At 39.8% G+C, this 19,173-nt stretch carries 19 protein-coding genes and 1 tRNA gene; 8 read left to right on the top strand and 12 right to left on the bottom strand.

The annotated features are described in order from the left end of the window. Positions 1-150 precede the first annotated feature (150 nt). The 3 genes from ACLI1A_RS11870 (at position 151) to ACLI1A_RS11880 (ending at position 2,345) form a co-directional block, all read left to right on the top strand. Positions 151-238 (top strand) — tRNA-Ser (locus tag ACLI1A_RS11870). 417 nt (positions 239-655) lie between these two features. After that, entirely contained in the window at positions 656-1,882 is a 1,227-nt protein-coding gene (locus ACLI1A_RS11875; protein ID WP_411408874.1) for a tyrosine-type recombinase/integrase, read from the top strand. Positions 1,883-2,057: 175 nt separating this feature from the next. Then, positions 2,058-2,345, top strand: a complete 288-nt coding sequence (locus ACLI1A_RS11880) for a helix-turn-helix domain-containing protein (RefSeq protein ID WP_411408875.1) — start codon at positions 2,058-2,060, stop codon at positions 2,343-2,345. Positions 2,346-2,395: 50 nt separating this feature from the next. On the opposite strand, the gene ACLI1A_RS11885 is transcribed toward ACLI1A_RS11880, so the two are convergent. The 10 genes from ACLI1A_RS11885 to mobA all read right to left on the bottom strand — a co-directional run bounded on the left by ACLI1A_RS11885 (position 2,396) and on the right by mobA (position 10,917). Then, positions 2,396-2,683, bottom strand: a complete 288-nt coding sequence (locus ACLI1A_RS11885) for a helix-turn-helix domain-containing protein (protein WP_411408876.1) — start codon at positions 2,681-2,683, stop codon at positions 2,396-2,398. Positions 2,684-2,727: 44 nt separating this feature from the next. Then, positions 2,728-3,150, bottom strand: coding sequence for a hypothetical protein (locus ACLI1A_RS11890; RefSeq protein ID WP_411408878.1), 423 nt, complete (start codon positions 3,148-3,150; stop codon positions 2,728-2,730). Positions 3,151-3,477: 327 nt separating this feature from the next. Further along, entirely contained in the window at positions 3,478-4,854 is a 1,377-nt protein-coding gene (locus ACLI1A_RS11895) for a rhodanese-like domain-containing protein (RefSeq protein WP_411408879.1), read from the bottom strand. 90 nt (positions 4,855-4,944) lie between these two features. Next, entirely contained in the window at positions 4,945-5,739 is a 795-nt protein-coding gene (locus tag ACLI1A_RS11900; protein WP_322626068.1) for a sulfite exporter TauE/SafE family protein, read from the bottom strand. A 78-nt stretch (positions 5,740-5,817) separates the two neighbouring features. Then, the gene (locus ACLI1A_RS11905) at positions 5,818-6,447 is read right to left on the bottom strand and encodes a Crp/Fnr family transcriptional regulator (RefSeq protein ID WP_322626067.1); all 630 of its coding nucleotides are present in this window, start codon (positions 6,445-6,447) and stop codon (positions 5,818-5,820) included. Positions 6,448-6,481: 34 nt separating this feature from the next. Beyond that, positions 6,482-6,895 (bottom strand): DUF6691 family protein, encoded by a 414-nt coding sequence (locus ACLI1A_RS11910; protein WP_322626066.1) that lies wholly within the window; start codon positions 6,893-6,895, stop codon positions 6,482-6,484. 6 nt (positions 6,896-6,901) lie between these two features. After that, positions 6,902-8,227 carry a hypothetical protein gene (locus ACLI1A_RS11915; protein ID WP_411408880.1) on the bottom strand — a complete coding sequence of 442 codons (1,326 nt, stop codon included), beginning with the start codon at positions 8,225-8,227 and terminating at the stop codon, positions 6,902-6,904. A gap of 3 nt (positions 8,228-8,230) precedes the next feature. After that, a complete protein-coding gene (locus ACLI1A_RS11920; RefSeq protein ID WP_411408881.1) occupies positions 8,231-8,788 on the bottom strand; it encodes a YeeE/YedE family protein in 558 nt (185 codons plus the stop codon). 413 nt (positions 8,789-9,201) lie between these two features. Further along, complete coding sequence (gene mobB / locus ACLI1A_RS11925) at positions 9,202-10,482, bottom strand: conjugal transfer protein MobB (protein ID WP_411408882.1); 1,281 nt, start codon at positions 10,480-10,482, stop codon at positions 9,202-9,204. 3 nt (positions 10,483-10,485) lie between these two features. Beyond that, a complete protein-coding gene (gene mobA, locus ACLI1A_RS11930; RefSeq protein ID WP_411408883.1) occupies positions 10,486-10,917 on the bottom strand; it encodes a conjugal transfer protein MobA in 432 nt (143 codons plus the stop codon). Between the two features lie 406 nt (positions 10,918-11,323). Here mobA and ACLI1A_RS11935 point away from each other — a divergent pair, with 406 nt between their 5' ends. Further along, the gene (locus tag ACLI1A_RS11935; RefSeq protein WP_411408884.1) at positions 11,324-12,367 is read left to right on the top strand and encodes a DUF932 domain-containing protein; all 1,044 of its coding nucleotides are present in this window, start codon (positions 11,324-11,326) and stop codon (positions 12,365-12,367) included. 641 nt (positions 12,368-13,008) lie between these two features. On the opposite strand, the gene ACLI1A_RS11940 is transcribed toward ACLI1A_RS11935, so the two are convergent. Then, complete coding sequence (locus tag ACLI1A_RS11940) at positions 13,009-13,353, bottom strand: hypothetical protein (protein ID WP_411408885.1); 345 nt, start codon at positions 13,351-13,353, stop codon at positions 13,009-13,011. Next, positions 13,346-15,067 carry a hypothetical protein gene (locus ACLI1A_RS11945; protein WP_411408886.1) on the bottom strand — a complete coding sequence of 574 codons (1,722 nt, stop codon included), beginning with the start codon at positions 15,065-15,067 and terminating at the stop codon, positions 13,346-13,348. The genes ACLI1A_RS11940 and ACLI1A_RS11945 overlap by 8 nt, the downstream gene beginning before the upstream one ends. A 166-nt stretch (positions 15,068-15,233) precedes the next feature. On the opposite strand from ACLI1A_RS11945, the gene ACLI1A_RS11950 reads away from it, so the two are divergent. The 4 genes from ACLI1A_RS11950 to ACLI1A_RS11965 all read left to right on the top strand — a co-directional run bounded on the left by ACLI1A_RS11950 (position 15,234) and on the right by ACLI1A_RS11965 (position 19,167). Then, positions 15,234-15,638, top strand: coding sequence for a helix-turn-helix transcriptional regulator (locus ACLI1A_RS11950; RefSeq protein ID WP_322626057.1), 405 nt, complete (start codon positions 15,234-15,236; stop codon positions 15,636-15,638). Between the two features lie 307 nt (positions 15,639-15,945). Then, positions 15,946-17,496, top strand: coding sequence for an N-6 DNA methylase (locus ACLI1A_RS11955; protein WP_411408912.1), 1,551 nt, complete (start codon positions 15,946-15,948; stop codon positions 17,494-17,496). Continuing rightward, on the top strand, positions 17,496-18,623 hold the full coding sequence (locus ACLI1A_RS11960; RefSeq protein WP_411408888.1) for a restriction endonuclease subunit S: 1,128 nt from the start codon (positions 17,496-17,498) through the stop codon (positions 18,621-18,623). The genes ACLI1A_RS11955 and ACLI1A_RS11960 overlap by 1 nt, the downstream gene beginning before the upstream one ends. Continuing rightward, the gene (locus tag ACLI1A_RS11965) at positions 18,613-19,167 is read left to right on the top strand and encodes a hypothetical protein (protein ID WP_411408890.1); all 555 of its coding nucleotides are present in this window, start codon (positions 18,613-18,615) and stop codon (positions 19,165-19,167) included. The genes ACLI1A_RS11960 and ACLI1A_RS11965 overlap by 11 nt, the downstream gene beginning before the upstream one ends. Positions 19,168-19,173: the final 6 nt, after the last annotated feature.

Below are 19,173 nucleotides of genomic sequence, written 5' to 3' on the forward strand. Positions count from 1 at the left end.
CCCAAAAATCCTGAATTTAAATTTCAGGTAATGAAACGGTTAAGCAAAGTTGAAAAATAACCTTGCTGTTTTAGCGGCAAAGTGCTTGCAAAACCCAAAAACGTTACTATATTTGCAACCACAATAAAGCACACAAACGCTGTGCTTACTGGAGAAATGGCAGAGTGGTCGAATGCGGCGGTCTTGAAAACCGTTGACTGTAACAGGTCCGGGGGTTCGAATCCCTCTTTCTCCGCCACCTGGAGTTTGAAAGAGAACTTCTAAAAATTAAAAACCTTTGAATACATCAGTATTTGAAGGTTTTTTTGTTTTGTGCCTTATTGAAATCTGAGTGTCTTTTTGGTGACATATCCTTTGAAACACCAGTATTTGCTGGGTGTTTAGGAGATTTTAGGTTTCTGTACCCGGTTTGGTTTAGCGTATTTATGTGCTAATTGCCACACTGCCCAAGACATTTACAACTTCAGAATCGGGTATCAAAACACACATATCATTTCATAAGTTAGTTACCCTATTAGTGTACCTATGAAAATTTTCACTTTTTTGGGCAAATTAGGTACACTAAAATGAAATGTTTCCTCGGGAATTCCCTGTAAACACTGGCAACTTGAAAAGTTTTTAAGTCAATTTAAAATTAATTTAAAAACCGGAAATTATGTTAAAAGTAATCTTCTACATCAAGTCACAGAAAGTCGATAAAGATGGCTTAGCGCCCATTTTTGCCCGAATTTCTCTAAGAGACAAATCCATTACCATGGCCACTGGTAAGTCAATTAGTAAAGAGCGTTGGCTATTTACCAACAATCTCAGGAATGTCCTTAAGATGGACAAGGAAAAGGTTATTAAGGAAGCCCTTGAAGTCTTTCAGCTAAACCTTGAAAAGAAATTCTATGAGCTGTCAAAAATTGATGCTGATATTTCCCTTGAGTTTTTGCGTGATGAAATCAAGGGTAAAACAAAAATCAATGAAAAACCTAAGTCCATTACCATACTAGAAGTAATGGGCAAACACGCCGACTTCTTTAAACGTAAGGTGGAAACCGGCGAGCGTGCCCCCGGCTCTTTTCAGAAATACAACCGCGCAAAAGACTTATTGGCCAACTTTATGAAAAAGCAATACAATCTGGACGATATTGAAGCTATAGCCATTGACAGCAGCTTTGTATACCATCTTGAAGAATTCCTGAAATACGAAAGTAGCTTCAATGGAAAGGTCGGCATAAAAAACAATTCGGTTGTCAAATACATCCGTGTATACAAAACAGCCTGCTACTATTGCATTAAAATGGGTTTACTGGATAAAAACCCGTTCATGGTATATGATGGTAAACTGAAAGTAACCGATGCTGTTTTCCTAACCCAGGCTGAACTTACGTCGATTGAGGAGAAGATCATATTTAACGAACGCCTGCAAAAAGTACGTGACATATTTCTCTTCAGCTGCTATACGGGCTATGCTCCCGTAGATGCCTGTAATCTCACGCGAGAGAACTTATTTCAAGATGGAAATGATGATCTGTGGATTCTTACCAAAAGGGCTAAAACGGCCATTAAAGCCAATGTGCCGGTACTTCCGCCTACGCTGAAGATTATTGATAAATACGAAGGGCAACAGGATGGACTCATACCTAAGCTTTCAAATCAAAAGATGAACGCTTACCTCAAGGAGATTGCCGACATCTGCGGTATCAATAAACACCTGACCTGGTATGTTGCCCGGCATACTTTTGCCACTACCGTAGCCCTGGCTAACGGTGTACGGATTGAAAACCTGTCTGCGATGATGGGACACACCAACATCAAGCAAACACAGCACTATGCAAAAGTTTTAGATGTGAATGTAAAGGAAGATATGGAAAAGTTGAAAAAACGTTTTGCCTAAGCTTCAAGTTGAGTTTAAAAAGCAGGTGCGACTTTGTTCCGCCTGCTTTCTATATTTTACAGTATTAAATCATTGATGCGATATGAATTATAATATGACGCAACATTACTTTATGGATAATATATTATCTAAAAAAGCTTGAAATATCTATATTTGTATAATATATTGTCTACTTATGTCAAAGTATAGCGTCGTAAAAACACCTGCTTCAGTAATGAAAGGACTTGCCCTAAAGACACAGCAATTACGCAAAAAGACCGGTATTTCGCAACTGGAATTATCGCAACGCTCAGGTGTGTCGTATGGTAGCTTGAAACGCTTTGAAACATCCGGACAAATCTCGCTGGAATCCCTTTTAAAACTGGCATATTTTTTTGACCGCCTTGAGGATTTTACCCCGGTGTTTCAGATTGATGCCGACCTTGAAAAAGTGGAAAAATTATTTAGTAACAAAACACGATAAACACGGAACCAATCAAAAAAGTGGTTCCATCAATTTTGAAAACGAACTGGTTACGGCTGGTTGCTTTTTAGTATCTCGTCTATTTTTCCAGCATCATAGAGGTATATATCCCCAAGTTTGGTAAAAGGTAGGATTCCAGTTTGGCGGTATTTAATTATGGTGTTATTCGATAAACCAAAGATCTTTTTCAGGTCTTCGTTACGGTAAAACTTCTTTTGGGTTTTAGCTTGTTGTCCCTTGATTTTTAAATCGATGGTATCCAGTTTGGCGTACAGCGGTTCAAGTAGTTTCTTTATAGCAGCAACATAGCCAAATCGTCGTTCATTAGTCTCTTTCATGGCATATTTTTTAAATCATGTATAATTTTGCAAAATCTTATTGATTAGCGGCTGGCGATGCGCTCACGCCGTTGTTGCAACACCTCAAGCAGTTTATCTAAAAACAGTAATTGACGGTCACGATAGGTATAGCCCTTTGCTTCGGAAAATTGTTTGCTTATTTCCAGTATTGGCGTTTGAAGCCCGGCATCACCACTAAATGTGAAATGGGTTTTAATAAATTCCTGCATTTTACTACGGTTTGTCCGTTCATCATTTGCATCGAAAAACAGAATGCTTTCATCCATCAAAATATAGAACAGTTGCGCCAGGTCACTCTTGTTATAACTGGCATGGCATTTTTGGTTAACGGGACTTTTCTTAAATGATTTGGGTAACGTACTACTTAGTACTGATTCAATATACTCCAGTTTTTTTCGTAACCTTCCGACCTCACGGGGTAATTTTTCTATAACAATCTGTTCCATAACAACCATTTTTAGTTCACACAGCTAATCAATTTCTTTTGAATTTACATTACAGGATAAATACTTATAATGTCACTGATGTCTGAACGTATGATTTGTCTGCCGGTGGCGCGGTGTTAATATAATGTAACAATACTTAAACCACGATTGTTATTTTAGGCTAACAGTAGTAGAAAAGATTGTGAGTTTACCACGAGAGGTTTCTTTGTTGAATTGAAATTTAAAAATTAAAGCCACATAACTGTGGCTTTAATTTTAACTGTTTTAATATGGAAGGCTATTGCAAAATAGGCTGCTAAGATTTCACTTTCAATTAAGTCAAAATATTTATTTTACAGTCTCACTCCATTCTTTCATTCCTCCTGAATAGTTCTTAACCTTAATGCCATTTCTAGCAAATATTGATTGTGCTATGGTGGCGCGATCTCCGCTTTGGCAATGAATTACAATTTCCTTATTCGTATTAATCTTAGCAAGGTTTTTTTCAAGAGTGCCTACAAACACATTGTCGGCACCTTTAACGTGGCCACTTTTAAATTCATTTTCGCCACGTACATCAACAATCTGAACGTCAGGATTATCAACACTTTCTTTAAAAGCCTGTATATCTATAATCTCACTGCTTTCGGTAGGTATACCCAGTGCGGTAACATCATCTATAAAACCATATACATTATCAAGTCCTATACGCATTAGCTTGCGGGTAAGATCATCCATCTGGCTTTCATCGGCAATAAGGATAAATTGCTCCTCATAATTTAAAAACCATCCGCACCAGGTGGCAAAAGAGTTGTTCCCCTGAATGTTTATAGCTCCCGGTAAATGCGCTTCGGCAAAATCAACTTTATTACGCGTGTCTATTATTTTTATTCCGTCCTGGTACGCCTGTAAAAATGCTTCTTTACTCAGTTTACTGTGTTTCGGAACTTCAACAAGCAAAGGGCGATCGACTTTATTAAGGTGTTTCATCATGGCAAAATACTTAGGCGGTTCCGGTTGCCCGTCTAACAAATAGTCTATGAAACCAGCCTCATTGTCTGCATATTGAAAAGCCCAGTTTCTAATTAGTTCGTATCCCACAGTAGAACTTGGAACGGCGCCTAATGCCTTACCACAAGCTGAACCGGCACCATGCCCCGGCCATACCTGAACATATTCGGGAAGTTCGGTAAAACGCTGTATGGACTCATACATTTGTCTGGCTCCTTTTTCCTGGGTTCCTATAAACCCTGCGGCCTTTTCTAAAAGGTCAGGTCTTCCTATATCGCCCACAAAAACAAAGTCGCCTGTAAATACCATGACAGGTTTATCTGTAGCAGGCTTATCAGTCAGCAAAAAGCTGATGCTTTCGGGGGTATGTCCGGGAGTGTGCAGTATTTCTAGGATTAAGTTGCCCACAGTAATCACATCTCCGTGTTTTAAACCTACATGTTCAAATTCGTACTGCCATCCTTCGCCACCTTCATTAGAAAGATACATCTTGGCTCCCGTAGCAGCGGCCAATTCGCGCGATCCTGCCAGGAAGTCGGCGTGAATATGCGTCTCGGCAATGTGGGTTATTTTCATGTTGTTTTGCTTTGCAATTTCAAGATAGGTGTCTATGTCCCTTTTTGCATCTATAACTATTGCTTCGCCTTTTGCCTGGCAACCTATAAAATAGCTTGCCTGAGCCAGTGATTTATCATATACGTGTTGAAAATACATAGTGTAATTTTTAAATTAAGATTGTTGATATTTATATGGTAAAATTAGTTTGTGCAGTGAAACTGTGCAGTAACAAAAGTTACACAACCGTTATTTTATAAAGAGTTCTTTAGCAACTATGTAAATGCCCATAAGCAGTATAAAATACCCAAAGACTGTTTTTAGTTTTTCGCCTTGTATTTTCCGTGAGAACACTATGCCTATAAAAATACCGGCAATAGCTGCAAGAGTAAAGGGAATTAGAAATTTCCAGTTTACAGCCTGTTCAAATTTATCTCCGGCAAAACCGGCTAATGATTGTATGGCTATAATGAATAGCGATGTGCCAACCGCTTTTTTCATAGGTAGCCCTGCAAGAAAAACCAGTGCAGGTATTATAAGGAAACCGCCACCGGCACCCACAGCCCCTGCAAGCAAGCCTGTTATTACTCCACTCAGTATTATTTTGGGGTTTGATACATTTATAACTTCGGTAGTCTGTACCGATGAACGAATCATTTTTATGGCTGCCAGTAACATAATTACGGCGAACAGCACCATTAACAGTAAATCTTTGGTTACAATAACACCTCCAGTCTTAATAATGACATGAGGTATAACAGGAATAAGAAAAGCCCTTACCAGGTATGCTGTAATTAAGGACGGAATACCGAAAAGCATAGCGATACTAAAATCTACATTGCCTTGAAATGTATTCCTGAGCCCGCCAACAAGGGCGGTACTGCCCACCACAAACAAAGAGTAGCCTGTGGCAGTAACTGCATCAAACCCTAATAAATATACCAGTATAGGAACCGTAAGTATAGAACCACCACTGCCTACAAGACCAAGCGATATGCCCACTAACAAGGCAAGAAAATAGCCTGATATAGCTAAAAAATCCATAGAATCGTCTTTAGTAATATCAGGCTAAAGTATAGTGGGCAAAAGACCTGTGCAGTAACAATTGTTACACAAGCTCGTTTATTTTAAAAGTTCAATAGTATTGCGGTTTAATTTAATTATTCCCTCATTTTCCAGGGCTTTTAGCAAGCGAGAAATTACCACTCGCGAAGTATTAAGTTCATACGCAATTTCCTGGTGCGTATTGGTTATTACCTTTGATTGGTTTACTTTGGATTTCTCTTTCAGGTAGCTTAAAAGGCGTTCATCCATTTTCATAAAGGCCAGGTTATCTATAGCCGAGAGCATTTCAGACAGTCTTTTGTTATAACTGCTAAAAACAAAATTACGCCAGCCTTTATGTTTACCAAGCCATTCTTCCATTTTCCCTATGGGTATCATGGCTACGGTACCGCGGGTTTCGGCAACAGCCCTGATTTCACTTTTTGTATCGCCAAGGCAACAGGCAAGGGTCATGGCGCAGGTATCTCCTTTTTCAAGAAAATACAGCAATAGCTCGCCCTCTTGGCGGTCTTCCCTGATTATTTTTATAGCTCCGTTTATTAAAAGTGGCATTTGGCGTATGTATTGGCCTATTTCGATAAGGTGATCACCTTCCTTAAAATCAACCAGTGTAGCTACATTGGCAATATCTGTTAATAGTGCCGGTTCAAACACATTACCGTATGCTTCTTTAAGCAGTTGTTCCATACATTGATTTTAAACGTTGGTATAAAAGTACAAATTAATGAGGCAGCTTGTTTTTTATCAGCCCATATACCCAGGTACCGGCAACAGCTCCTGTTATTACTATGCCAATAGGGAAAAAGCCTGCCCCTAAAAGGGTAAACATAGGCCCCGGGCAAGCACCTGCAAGCGCCCAGCCGAGCCCAAAAATAATTCCACCAAACATATAGCGGGAAAAGCTTTTTTCTTTAGGGGTAAATTTTATAGTGTTGCCCTCTATATGTTTTAGTTCCCTTCGTTTTATAATCTGAACTATAACTATACCCGTGAGTAATGCTGAACCTATTATGCCATACATGTGAAACGACTTAAACTGAAACATTTCGTAAATGCGGAACCACGATGCGGCCTCCGACTTAAACATTACGATGCCGAAGAAAGTTCCTATTAGTAAAAAGAGTATGTTTTTCATTTTAGTTTAAAAATTAAAATTGCTTATTAAATTTACTTGGCTGTAGTCGCTAATATTAATTACATCAGCCGGGGTATGCAGGTTTTTATTTTGTTTCCATATATACAGTAATGTAACATCTAGTCCCTTAAAAAAACCTTTGAAACTGTAATGTATTTTGCTATTAATCTGGTAATAATCGTCAAGGCCATATTTGTTAAGGCTGTAATTCAGGACACCGGGCCCGTTTACGGCAGTTGCATCTATACCGGTGGTAAGTTGTTGTATCGGAAAAGTATACTGCAGTCCCAGTTTTACAATGTTAGAATTGCCTAAACCTTCTATACGACTGCGGGGCAAAGAGGTATAAAACTGATCGCGGCCTAGCTCTCTGGGGAAAAGATAACGCCCCGTATTAAAAGCCTTTGTAAAAGCTACTACTGCCTCAAAGCGTGTAGTTTTATATTTAATCATAGTACTTGCTATCTGTCCGTTTTCACCCGGTTGTATATAGCGGTTAGCATAAGGCACATTTTTTTGATAGGCGTAAGGTATCTGATAAGAATATTGAAGACCTGCCGAAAGTAAGTCACTATTGTACAGCGCTTCTGCCCATAATGTGTTCAATAACTTGTCGATGTGGGTGTCCCAAAAGTTCAGTTTCAGCTTGCCAGCAGTTTTTTCTACACCTGCGTAGGCTACAATATTAGCTTTAGTAAGTTCTGAATAATCAGCCTTTGTTCCATCAGGAAGATAACCATTGTTTAAGAGTCCTATTACCTCGTTAGGAGAATACCATTTCGGCATGGCTCGTGGAGATACTCTGTTAAGTAACACCGTGTTTACCTTTAGGGTGGAGTCGATTGTTATAAAACAGTTTATTCCCTGAAATGCAAAGTCTACCATGCGTCCGTCGCTTTTATTAATAAGAGGGTGAAATTCCAGAGGAAGCCTGCCCACACTTATATAGCTATGCTTGTAACGGTATTTAAGGTACAAAGATTCTAAACGATACAGGTTATAGTAATTACCCAAGTCATTTAAGTCAAAAAGTTCTCTTTCCCATTTAGATGATTTTCCGGTAACTGTATCTACGGTGTTCATGTTGTCTCCAAAGGTTTTAAAGGTAAGTACCCCTGAGACTCCCAGTTCAAAACCTTTATATTCTTTAGTAGTATACCCTATTAATCCTCCGGTAGCATTAGCGTAGTGGTTGCTTAAGCCGTGATTGTTGGTTGTCATAAAGTAATTACGAATGTGCCCTTGTATTTTACCTTCCTCAAAGTAGTGTGGCAGGCTTTCCTGGGCCTGTAGTGTTACAAAAGAAATTAGTACAAAAGCCAGTAGTTTCATTACTTAAAACAACATTGGAAAAATTAAATAAATCATTATCAGCCCACCAATAAAAAATCCGGTTACGGCAATAAGCGATGGCAATTGCAAATTGCTTAGTCCTGATATGGCGTGTCCTGAAGTGCATCCGCCGGCATACCTTGCCCCAAAACCTACTAAAAAGCCTCCTATAAGCAGTATGGCTATTGTTTTAAAAGATGAAAGGGCTTCCTTTGAAAACAATTCGGTAGGGAGATAGGTTGTACCGGCACTCTCAAAACCTTTCTGTTGTAATTCTGTTACGACATCAGAGTTAATTTTGGGAACAGGGTTGTTTGAAAGTAGTTGCATGGCTATAAAGCCTCCTATAATTGCACCTACAATAACAAAAAGATTCCATCGTTGGTCACGCCAGTTAAAACTAAAGAAATCGCAACTTTTTCCTGCTCCCAGTGCAGCACATACAGTGCGTAAGTTAGACGACATGCCGAAATTTTTTCCGGCAAACAGTAATGCAGCCATTGTAGCTGCAATAAGCGGCCCGGATACATACCAGGGCCACGATTGATAAATCCAGCTCATACTTTATTTTTTGAACCGCAAAATAAATATCCACAGGAAAGCCGGTCAGTATCATTTGTTACACAACCCTAAAAAGAATGTATTTTGGGACTTAAATTGATAAAAATAATGGTAAATTGGGATTGTAGGAGGTAGTAAAAGTAGTGGATGGTGCTTTGGTTTTTAATAAACTACAACTAGTTAAGTCTATGATATTAAATGATTTTTAACAAGAGTCAATGTCAAGTATGTTTAACTTTCTGTGAACACCGTAACGTCATTAATTCCTTTTATTTGGAGATACTAAACCAAAAGGCACTCCCTTCCTTCGTCGGGAAAGCCTTTTAGTTTTTTAGCCCGGTATTGCCAATTTACAGCTATGCTCCTGTGTCGCTCCGCTGTAAAACAGCAGGTTGTTTCGTGAGATAGTTCAGCTATCTCCTTAATCCTTTTGATTTCTTTTTCATTTGCCTTGCAAATGCTTCTTCTTCATAATCTTCGCGCTGCGTTTGCGGCAATAGACCACCAAAAATATCTGAGAGAGCATTGGCGGCATCGGACAGATTTGAATTTATTTTTTCATTTTCAGCTGATCTGTTAAGTCCAGTCATGAGACTATTGTTTGTTGATTTTACATCGCTCTGATTTTGCAAATGGATTTCTGGTTTGTTGCCATTGTTCCACCATTCATTAAAGACAGCCGCACTGAGGTTTTTAGCAAGCTGCGAACCGTTCCACGCCGAACGGGATTGATGGTCAATGAATGTGATACCATATATTCGGTTATCGACTGTACGACGGACAACCGTATTGATACCTGCTTCTTTCAAACGTGCTTTAAACTCATCTTCATTTTTGGTTGCCAATATTGCCTTTTCAATGGTAACTTTGAGTGCTGACCTGCTTGGGCTGTTTTGCAGATGCATTTTAGATTTTGCAAAGTGGGATTGCAATTCGCTATAACCTGCACCTTTTCCGAACAGCGGAGCTTTGAATGGATTGCTTACTTTTTCACCTTTTTCATTCAGTGCAAAATAGACCAGCCCCTGTCGCGGTTTTCCATTATACTGGCCTTTGACTTCTTCAGCAGTAATGTTGAACAATGATAGCAGCGCGTTATACGTGCCAAGCGTGGTATATTGGTAGTATCTGGGCAGGTAACGGATGACGGCTGCCATCTGGCTTTTGACATCGCCTGCTTTATAATTTACCGGTTTAAAAATAGGTTCAGTTAGGCTTTGCTTTTTTTTAACTGCACTTTTGAGGTTGTATTTCTGTTCCAGTTCCCTGCAGGCCGCCATAGATTTTCGCTTTTCAAAGGCATCAGAGATTTTCCTTCCTTCTTCGTCCACACATACCGTTACAATATGGATGTGACTGCGCTCAATATCGTTGTGTTTAAATATTATGAACGGCTGTTTGCCATAACCCATTTTTTCCATATAGTCTTTGGCAACCACTTTATAGTCGTTGTTGCTTATCCTGTCATCAGGATCAGGATTAAGTGAAATATGCACCACCGGCTTTTCTGTTTTTCGATTGGCTGCGAGATATGCCTGGAAGGAATTTGAGATTTGAGCAGTGTTAAACGTACCGTCCGGGGATTCAATGATTTTCTGGCCTGCCAGTACTGTTGCAGTATTGTGCTTTACTTTATCCATATTGTATGATAAGGCACCAAACAAGCTTTTGCCCCTGCCAATCTTCGCTACCATAGCTTATTTATTCAGATGGTTCGCCTCAAATTCAGTAGTAAGCTCAATAATCTTTTGACCTAACATAGCAAGTTCAATGGTTTGTTTTTCCAGTTTGTATAACGCCGCTGCGGCTTTTTTCTCGGTAAAATTATTGTAGAGCATTTTTACAACTTGGTTATAGTTGACACCAATAGCCCTGAACTGTGCGAACAGTCCTGTTAGCTTCACATGGTAGTCTATTGCGGCCTTGTCAATTCTAACCGTAGTGATGGTTTTTTGGAAGATGCAAGCAGTAATAAAATGTGCCATGACATTCATACCTGATTGCTCGAACAAGGTCAGGAATTTAGCATTTTCCACAGCCGTCAGGCTAATGGAATAACGAAACGTAGCACGGTCATCTTTGGGATGCCTGCCGCCTTTATGCTTTTTATGTGTACTGTTATCATCCACCTGTTATTCCTTTATTATTTTTCTTCCTGTATTTAAATAAAGATAACTACTGATGTAATCAGTAAATCGCTTCCGGCGATTTATGGCGTTGGTTGGCATTTATAGGTTTAGAAAAGAAACTTTTCCCAAGTAAACCGATAAAAGCAAGCGAAGGTATTGCTGTCAATCCAAAAAAAGACAAAAGACTACGGCATAATGGCTTTGCTCGCTCACTCACAAACCCACCCCTCGGGACTTATTCCGTTTCCTTTTGCTTTTTCCGCATTGCCTGCACCTTGTTATTGCTTTCTTTTTTCGGTTTTCTTTTTGGGAAAAAGTTATGCGGAGCGCAAGCGCAGCAGGACTGCCACATTTGAGGATTGGAAGGAGATACAAAACAATTGTATCATTATTAAACTCAAAAATTATGGCACATAATTTAAATTTCAACACAGAGACTGGGCAGCACGCCTTTATGAGCGTAAAGCAACCCGCTTGGCACGGGCTTGGGCAGATTGTAGAAGGCTACCCTACAAGCCGCGAAGCCATAGCCTTTGCAGGCTTAGACTATGAAGTAGCCAAAGCCCCGATTTTTGCAAGGAGTGCAGGCGAATTCGACAGTTACCCAGTACCTGACCAGTACGCCACCATGCGCACCGATACCAAAGCCGTTTTTGGTGTGGTGGGCAAAGACTATCAAATCGTTCAAAATGCCGATGCGTTTGCCTTTTTTGATGCCATTGTAGGCGGTGGCGAGGGCATACTGTACGAGACCGCAGGCGCACTCGGCAATGGGGAACGCATCTTTATTACGGCAAAGCTACCCGGCTATATCCGTGTGGGCAACGGGGAGGATGTAACCGAAAAGTATATTTTCCTGACCACCTCCCACGATGGCAGCGGGAGCATTACCGCAGCGTTTACACCTGTAAGGGTTGTTTGTTCGAATACATTAAATGCAGCAATGAAAACAGCTACCAATGTAGTACGCATTCGCCACACCGCAGGCGCAAAAGAACGTTTGGAACAGGCACACAAAGTTATGGGTGTTGCTGATAACCTATCCCTACAGTTAGAGGGCATCTTTAACGAGTGGGCTAACGTGCGCATTGAAGATAAACAGGTAAAACAGTTGATACAGTTGGCACTTTGTCCCAACAAAGAAACCTATAACCTTTTAAAGAAAGGGGCTACCGAGGAACTTTCAACGATGTATAAAAATGCCTGTGATGCGGCATTCGAGTACGCTATGGCAGACGATACCCAACAAACCGAAACCACAAAGGGAACTTTGTTCGGCGCTTATAATTGTATTACGGGCTACTACCAAAATGTACGCAGCTTTAAAACGGATGAGGATAAACTCAAAAGTATCTGTTTGGGAGGTACAGCACAGGCACGGGGGCAAAAAGCCTTTGACCTGTGCGGGGATTTTGCGAAAAGCGGAGCAGCTGCCCTGCAATTTAATTAACAGTTAACCGCTACTTTTTTATTCCCTGCAAGCTGCCACAGATTAGAAAAGGTTGCTTTGCAGGGAATTTTTTCGGGCGGGCAGCCATCAGGGCTGCCGACCAATATTGGTTCTTGGTAGGATATATTCATGTTTTACCTTATTATCACACAGTTTTACATTTTACTTGTAAAACATATTCTTTACAAAAAATCTTTTTGGTAAAAATGGAAGAAAGTAATATACCCCCTTTACCGCTTTTATACTTTTAAAACCTTATACTTTTATTACCTACCTACAAGCCAAATGGTTAGTTGTATAACCTGTAAATTTACCTGCTTTATATCGGCCAGATAAACCAAGTAGATGACATACTGAATTTTCGGGTGGGCAGCCTACGGGCTGCCATCAACGGCTAAAATTGAGTAGTTTATTGAATTTTATTACTCGACTTTTCCTTGAGAAAAAATGATTTGTTCTGGGCAAAAGAAAAAGGGCTTGATGCCCTTTTCAGTTAATAACCAGTTTATAAAAATTACCATCGCGTGATGGTAGCAAGTTGTGTTCTAAGCTGCTTGAAATCCTTCAGCAGCTTAAAACAACTTGCCCTTGCGCAGGGGGCTAAAAAATCTCCGAAGTCGATTTTTGGTTGTAGTTTGGTTTTATTCTTCATTTTTTGAACTGACCATTTTATGGATTTCATCAAGCATTTCAAATTCAGAAAATGGCATAATTTGAAGTGCCAGCTCCAGCAGGTCGCACGGATTAATCCTGTTGTTAGGGACAGCGTTGGAAACCTCAGCAGCGTCAGGATCAATTACGACTAGGCAGGCTTTTATAAGATTTCTTGCGATACAGATTGCATCAAAGTATGACATAACCCTAATCTCCACGGTATACCACCCTTCAGATTTTTCACAGGGTGTTAGCGATTGTAGATGCCTTTGGGCATATTCTTTAAACTCATCGAGTGTTTTTATTTTAGCCATCTTTTTCAGTTTAGTCATTAGTATAATTTTTAGTATCGACATTATTTCCCTGTTCTGTTTGTTCTAACCTTTCCAATTCTTTGCTACCTATCACTAGTATCTTGTCGTAAAAATCCTTTGCTTTTTTAAACAGTTTGCTGCTGTCCTCAATAGTTTCCTGTCCTATATTTTTATGTTTAAGCATATCAATGTTGGCGGATAACAGCTGCTGAAGCCTATAATCATCTTCTGAATCGGTGAATAGTTTTGGTAGCTCCGGTATGCAATCCAATAATCTCAAAAGGTAGTTGGTGGAATATATATTTGGGTGATAGCTGATAAAAAGGTCAATTAATCCCACAGCCATCTGCTGCACGGCCTGTTGAATTAGCACATTAACAATAACCGGCTGTTCCGTGTGAACCAGTGCAAGAAATCCCTCAGCCAAACGCATACGGTTATCCCAATAGTTTTTACTAAAGGCAAAATCTCTGTCAGCTGCCACAGGTATTTCGTAGAATGGATGGTCGGGATTGTTGTACGCTTCTAGTCCGTTTCGTATCACTGAATTGATAAAATGCTTTTGGTTTACGGCCTGCTTACGCAGGTATTGCGCCCTGTGTTGCAATATAGTCACGGTATATTTTCCGGCGAATTTCTTTTTAATCAAGGCTTGTAATTCCGGAACAATATTTTGCCGGTGCTCACTATTTAAAACTAGGAGGTAAAAATGGTAACCAGGCACATCCTTACTGAATGCTTTTCGCTTTTTATGGGAACTGATAACTGAATATCCAAAGCAGTAAATAGCCCGGACTTTTACAAAACCTCTGATGGTTTCTGAAATCTCAGCAAGCGTATGGTCTACAAAATAATTTGTGGACAGCTTTTCTTTCAATATCGATGCACCGCCATGTAGAGGCTGATTGAGTTCCATAAATTTTGTCTTCGTGCCAGCGAAATATCTGTAATAATAGTTTTCCAGTTCTGCGTACAGATGTTGGTACTTTGCTGCGGCTTGTTCAAGAACTGATTTTTCGACAGGCTCAATAGCGTGCTTTTTAATAGAACTATTGTAGGCTGCTTGAAGTGGAATCAATATTTTTTCTCCATCCTTGGTTTGAACATCCAGTATATCCTTTAGTTCAGGTGCATAACGATTGGTTATGTCATACACATAATCAAACTCCGGATATTCATAATACTCTTCAAGGTAGCCCGTAAGGAAAGCAGCAAAGCATGTGTAGACACTATAAATGGCACTATAAAGTGACACCGTAGCATTCTCAGTATCGTTATTTGCGATATGCGCTTTGTAAACTTCAAACTGCCTTGTCGCAGTATCCAGTTCATCAATAGATCGCTTATTTGATTTTGTTAGTAGCCTTTTAATATCAAAATATTGAGGAAGAAACACTTTACTTTTGTGTTCATAGTAAACCAATTCAGACAACGAGCAGTGCATTAAAAGGAAAGAGCTTCCTTTTTTAAACCCTAGTCGGGCAATCTTTTCATCTAAAAACCTGAATACCGTATTGGGATTGTCCCTTGCCAGCTTCTCAGAAAACCGTTCCAACATCATACCGTGCTGCTTGCAGTCCTTTTTTAGTATGGTTGTTACTATTGCAGACTGTCCGGTTTTATAACTCACATATATACTACCTGCATCAATAAATGTGAGCAGACCGTATAGCACCTCTTCCAACTGCTCCCGCATTGGAATACGATCCGGTATCCTTATTTGATAGTCCATAAAACATAATTTTACTGTGAAACATCAGTGAAAAAGCTTATTTTTGCTTATACACAGCAAGTAAATCATTGCTTATACTGTACCAAATCAATTTCGTATGTATGGTACATGGTTTTCAATGTATTTTACAGGGCGGTACTTTATTTTCAATTTTATACCTTTGACTATGAACACGACAAAACCAAACCATATAGGACGTAAAATCAGCCGTATCCGCGAACTGCGTAATATGAAACAGGAGGCACTTGCCCAGGCAATGGGGACGAACCAGCAGGCTATATCTATTTTGGAAAACAGTGAAGTAGTTGAAGATGAAAAATTGGCCGAAGTCGCGAAAGCGCTTGGCGTGACTGTGGAAGCAATCAAAAATTTTTCTGAGGAAGCTGTGATTAATTATTTTAATACCTACTACGATAACAAAGGTCACATACTAAATTCTTGTAATTATCTTACATTTAATCCACTTGATAAAGTTGTAGAGCTTTTCGAGGAAAAAGAAAAACTGTATGAAAGGTTATTACAGGCTGAAAAAGATAAAGTAGCTTACTTGGAGAAGCTTTTAAATAAATAAGAAAAAACACTTCGCTGTAGAAGAATATTTTTACATTTACACCATAATGATTTAATCTTAAATCATTGGTTGGTTGGTTTAAAATTCCCTCTTTAACCAGAGGGAATTTTTGTTTATCGTCCCGTAAAAAAATAGAAATCATTGCCTACGTTGGCTTTTTTTAAAAAAAGCTGTTTGAAATTTCTCAGATTATCTGTAAATATTCAGCTATTACACATCAAATCGCCAGCATTTCCCACTTAAATTTCCACAAAAAAATAGTAGCTTGCCACACCTAAAAAAGGTAACAGCAAATACCACAATACCCATGATAACCGGAGAATTAAAATCACAGATAGACAAAATATGGAATGACTTCTGGACAGGAGGCATATCTAACCCGCTGACTGTAATAGAGCAATTTACCTACCTCATATTTTTAAAACAGCTCGACGACAGGCAAATCCTTCTCGAGAAGGAAATAAATATGCTGGGCGGTTCCAGCCGCAAACCTGTATATACTCCTGAGCAGAAACCACTGCGTTGGAGCAGCTTTAAAGACAAAGACCCTGAGGTAATGTTCGATTTATTTACACGTCCGCAACGCGAGCTGGGCGATGTCACGGTATTCGATTTTATGAAAGGCTTGGGGGCTACCGGTGGAGTATTTTCAGAATACATGAAGGGCGCTACCTTTATGATACCTACTGCAAAACTCCTGGATCGTGTGGTGCAGCAAATAGACAAACTACCGCTTGAAAAACGCGACACCAAAGGCGACCTTTACGAGTATATGCTCAGCAAAATAGCCGAAGCCGGTACAAACGGGCAGTTCCGTACACCCCGCCATATCATCAGGATGATGGTAGAACTTATGGAGCCACAAAAAGAAGATACCATTTGCGACCCATCCTGCGGTACGGCAGGGTTCCTGGTAAGTGCCGGGCAGTACATACATGAGGTGCATCCTGACTGGTTTAACGAGTCGGAGTTCCGCGAACATTTTAATAAAGAAATGTTTAATGGTATTGAGATAGACCCCTCTATGATGCGCATCAGCGCCATGAACCTGCAACTGCACGGTATGGAGCATCCTAACCTTATAGGTAAAAGCGCGCTTGCCGAGAGTAACGATATTAGTAGCAAATACTCGCTTATACTGGCCAACCCGCCATTTAAAGGCGCTCTTGATTATGACGAGGTAGAAAGCAGCCTGCTTAAAGTAACCCAAACCAAAAAAACCGAACTACTGTTCCTGGCGCTGATACTACGCATGCTGAAACTGGGCGGGCGCGCAGCGGTTATAGTGCCCGATGGCGTACTTTTTGGTAGCAGCGGTGCACACAAAAGCATACGTAAAGAACTGGTAGAAAACCAAAGGCTACAAGGCGTTATATCTATGCCCAGCGGGGTGTTTAAGCCCTATGCCGGGGTAAGTACTGCCATATTGCTGTTTACTAAAACCAACAGCGGCGGTACCGATGATGTTTGGTTTTACGATATGAAAGCCGACGGCTACAGCCTGGACGACAAGCGCAACCTGCTGATAACCGAAGACGCGCTGGAGCAAAGCTTTACCGAACCCGAAAATATTGTAGACGAAGTAAAAGGCAAGAGCGATATTGCTGATATATTAATGCAATGGCACTACCTGGGCAAAGGCGAAAAAGAGAAATTTGCTGACCGCACCACGCAGAGCTTTATAGTACCAAAAGCCGATATAGTAGCAAACGGCTACGACCTGAGCATAAACCGCTATAAAGAAACAGTATATGAAGAAGTGGCGTATGAAAAGCCCGAAACCCTTATTGCCGATATTAAAGTCCTTGACCTGAAAAGGCAACAAGCTATTGAAGAACTTGAAAAGATGCTTGGCTAATGGAGAGTGTTAAATTAAAAGACATTTTAAACGTAAAAACGGGTAAGCATGACGCTAATCATGCTGTAGATAAGGGTACCTATCATTTTTTCACTTGTGCTATTGAGCCGCTTCGCTCCAACACTTTTTCTTTTGACGATGAGGTTATTATCTTGCCTGGGAATGGTGCGAATGTTGGTGAGGTCTTATATCACAAAGGGAAATTGGAGGCTTATCAAAGGACTTATATCCTACATGAAATTAAAGCTGATGTAAAATATTTATTTTATTATTTAAAAAAGTATTGGATAAGGCAGATCAGTAGAAAACAGGTGGGGTCAGCAACCAATTATATAAAATTAGATGATATTCTTAGCTTTGAAATTCCCCTACCAGACCTCGCTACCCAGCAAAAAATAGCAGCCGTATTAGATAAAGCTGATGAACTGCGCCAGTACAACAAACAGCTTATAGAAAAGTATGATGCCCTTACGCAGAGTCTGTTTTTAGATATGTTTGGGGATCCGGTAAGGAATGAGAAGGGATTTCCTAAAACTACCGTGAGAAATCTCTGTGAGGAAGTTAAATACGGGACAAGTGCAAAATCAGATGGATCTGGAAAATGGCCTTATTTAAGGATGAACAATATTACTTATAGTGGCTATATGGATTTTTCTGATGTTAAATCGATTAATGTTTCTGAGAAAGACTTTGTAAAATATTCCGTAAAAAAGGGAGATGTATTATTTAATAGAACAAATAGTAAAGAGTTAGTTGGTAAAACAGGTATTATTACTAACGACGACACTTATATCATTGCTGGGTATTTAATTAGAGTACGAGTAAATCAAGTATTAGCAAATCCATATTTCCTTTGGGCGCACCTAAATTCAAAATGGGCTAAATTAACTCTATCCAATATGTGCAAAAATATTGTTGGAATGGCTAATATAAATGCGCAAGAACTTCAGGATATCTTGATTCTTCAACCACCAGTCACACTTCAAAACCAATTTGCAGAGCGTGTACAGCTTATAGAACAACAAAAAGAGCTGGCACAGCAGACATTGCAAAAAAGTGAGGAGCTATTTAACAGCCTGCTGCAAAAAGCATTTAAAGGAGAACTGGTGGCGGAGTATGAACTTTAAAGAGATATTACAAAAAATAGAAGTAAAACAACAGCAGTCGTTTTACCCATTGCCGGAATTTCGGGAACGGGGTACTAAATTGCTACCTGTAAAAAGCAGGGGACTCTATTGGTTATGGACTAAGCTGGATTTTTCTGAGCTGGGTAATTGCCTTGATACTGATGGGCATAAGGGTGAGGTTCCTATCCGCAAACTAATTGAAGCCCGCAAGGATTTATCTTTTATTTGTAATATCAGGAAAGATGATTTCCGTATTGTTTATAATGGCATTGGGGGCTATAAAATCCGAACAAGCGGTTACGGCTTACGTGGCAGAATACTTCAGGAACTCAATGCAAAAAATGTAAGAACAGGTTCTTTAAATTTAATGAATCGTGGATTTAAACCGGAAGATTGGGCCGTAAGCTTCTTTGATTTTGATGCTCCCGAAAACCATGAAATTATTAAAGAGCTACGCGAAGAAGGCTTTTATACAAAATACGCCGCCGATCTCGAAATGCTTTGGCGGTTAGAGTACGGACATCCTATATTGTGCAGGCATTGATTGTTT

This window comes from Flavobacterium sp. RHBU_3 (assembly GCF_046613565.1).
Classification (GTDB): Bacteria; Bacteroidota; Bacteroidia; order Flavobacteriales; family Flavobacteriaceae; genus Flavobacterium.